This window comes from Streptomyces sp. ERV7 (assembly GCF_001653515.1).
In the GTDB taxonomy this organism is placed as follows: Bacteria; Actinomycetota; Actinomycetes; order Streptomycetales; family Streptomycetaceae; genus Streptomyces.
In genome coordinates this window covers 1-2088 of the sequence record NZ_LYOY01000064.1, presented here as the reverse complement: position 1 = coordinate 2088, position 2088 = coordinate 1, and the positions used below count along the sequence as shown (strand labels likewise).

3 protein-coding genes and 1 pseudogene are annotated in these 2088 nt (G+C 70.9%); 3 read left to right on the top strand and 1 reads right to left on the bottom strand.

Features of this window, described 5'->3' with window-relative positions; all coding sequences use genetic code 11:
- Positions 1–145: pseudogene (locus A8W25_RS29905) on the top strand (TetR family transcriptional regulator); the annotation flags it as partial.
- Between the two features lie 54 nt (positions 146–199).
- Positions 200–523 carry a DMT family transporter gene (locus A8W25_RS29900; RefSeq protein ID WP_067157767.1) on the top strand — a complete coding sequence of 108 codons (324 nt, stop codon included), beginning with the start codon at positions 200–202 and terminating at the stop codon, positions 521–523.
- Between the two features lie 15 nt (positions 524–538).
- Here A8W25_RS29900 and A8W25_RS29895 read toward each other — a convergent pair whose 3' ends face one another.
- Positions 539–1426 carry a winged helix-turn-helix transcriptional regulator gene (locus A8W25_RS29895; protein ID WP_067157764.1) on the bottom strand — a complete coding sequence of 296 codons (888 nt, stop codon included), beginning with the start codon at positions 1424–1426 and terminating at the stop codon, positions 539–541.
- A 94-nt stretch (positions 1427–1520) separates the two neighbouring features.
- On the opposite strand from A8W25_RS29895, the gene A8W25_RS29890 reads away from it, so the two are divergent.
- On the top strand, positions 1521–2088 hold a 568-nt coding region (locus A8W25_RS29890; protein ID WP_158942800.1), incomplete at its 3' end, for an MFS transporter.

The window sequence follows — 2088 nt, the reverse complement described above, 5'->3', positions numbered from 1 at the left end:
GGAGTTCCTCCCCCGCCACACGGACCCGGTCACGGCTCGCGGTCTGGTCGCACTGATGGACGGCATCTGCCTGCAGGCGCTGCTGACGGGGGGCGAGTACGACGAGCGGTACGCGCGCGTGCTGCTCGCCCGGTTGCTGCCCTGACGTTCATCCCCTCGTTATGTACGCCCGTACGCATCGCTGTGTACGCTTGTCCGTATGCCGTACGTCCTGCTCTCCTGCGCCATCGCGTCGGAGATCGCCGCCACCTCCGCGATGAAGTACAGCGAGGGCTTCACCCGGCTCTGGCCCTCACTCGTCACCGCCTGCGGATACCTTCTGGCGTTCTATCTGCTCTCGCTCACCCTGAAGTCGATGTCCGTGGGCACGGCGTACGCGATCTGGTCCGGCGCGGGCACGGCCGTCATCGCCGCCATCGGGATGCTCTTCCTGGGCGAGACGATGACGGCCGCCAAGTTCGCCGGGATCGCGCTGATCATCGTCGGTGTGGTGCTGCTCAACCTCGGCGGCGCCGCGCACTGAGAGCCTGGCGGGGGTTCAGCCTCCGCCGCCCGCCCGGCGCACCGCGTCGAGCGCCGCCCGTACGCTCGCCTCGATGTCGGTGATCGGGTACAGCGCCTCGACGACCGTCCGGTCCCGGTCGACCACCAGCGTCAGACGCTTCAGCCGGCTCACCCCCGCCGTGCGGAAGGTCGGCAGCCGCAGCGCGGCCGTCAGCGTCAGGTCCGCGTCCGACAGGAGCGGGAAGCGCAGTCGCTCCTTGTCCGCGAACGCCCGCTGCTCGTCCGGGCGTTGGGTGGACACGCCGTGCACGGTCGCGCCCGCCGCCGTGAACTCCTCCAGCTGGTCGCGGAACGTGCACGATTCGAGCGTGCAGCCCGGCGCCCCCGGGATCCCCGCCCAGCCGGGCGGATAGGACTCCTTGCGGGCGTAGGCGCCGGGAAAGCAGTAGAGCACGGTGTACGCGCTCTCCCGCGCCACCGGATCCCTCAACTCGCCGTCGAAGTCCATGAGTTGGACCTCCGGCACCTTGGTGCCCACCAGCTCCCGCACCCGCCCGGTCTCCCCGGACCTCTCCGTCGCCGTGGCCATCGTCTCTCCTTCTCCCAGCACCCAGGTGTCTCCCCAGTCCTGGAGTGCGATCAGTACGGGCAGCAGGGCACGGCCGCGCGGAGTCAGGCGGTACTCGTACCTCACCGGGCGCTCCTGATAGGGCTCCCGGGTCAGCACCCCGGCCTCGACCAGCAGCTTCAGCCGCTCGGCGAGCACCTTGCGGGACATGCCGAGCTCACGCTGGAGCGCGTCGAAGCGGTGCACCCCGCGTGCGGCGTCGCGCACGATCAGCAGGGTCCACCAGTCGCCGACGACGTCCAGGGCCTGGGCGATGGCGCAGTGCTCGTCGTCGAGCCGGGTGCGTTGAGGCATGCCTCCATCCTTCCGTACGCCGTTGACCTGCGATCCCCATGCTGACATAGTCCGTTCCCATAAGGAACTCACTACGGATCAAGGGGGCGGCCGCGTGAAGACCTTGCGTGCGGTGCCGAGAACCGTCCGGCTGCTGTGCTTCGGCATGTTCTTCAACGCGGTCGTCAGCTTCACGTTCATCTACCTCTTCGTGTACCTGACCGGCCCGCGCGGTCTGAGCGTCGGCCAGGCCGGAGTGATCAGCGGGGTCGGCGGCATCGGCCTGGTCGCCGGGAACTTCACCGGCGGCTGGTTCGGCGACCGCTACGGCCACCGCCGCGCCCTGCTCGCCGGGGCGCTGGTCAGCGGCTCCCTGCTCGCCGTGCTCGCCCTGCTGCCGACCCCGGCCCTGATCGCGGCCCTGCCGCTCGCCCAGTACGCCTCCGGAGTCGTGCGGTCCGCGAACTCCGCGCTCGTCGCCGTCGGCGTCCCCGAGGGCAGCCGCCGCCAGGGCTTCGCGGTGATGCGGTTCGCGTCCAACGCGGGCTTCACCGTCGGCCCGCCGCTCGGCGCCCTGGTCGCCGACCACTGGTCCTACGACTGGCTCTTCGCCGCCGACGGCGTCGGCACCCTGCTCTTCGCGGCGTACGCGGCCCGGGTGCTGCCCGCCCGCGCGGCCGCCC

What these genes read in the sequence shown, in the direction of transcription:
- A8W25_RS29900 (WP_067157767.1), top strand. Translation starts at nt 200, where the DNA reads ATGCCGTACGTCCTGCTCTCCTGCGCCATCGCGTCGGAGATCGCCGCC.
- A8W25_RS29895 (WP_067157764.1), bottom strand. Translation starts at nt 1,426, where the DNA reads ATGCCTCAACGCACCCGGCTCGACGACGAGCACTGCGCCATCGCCCAG.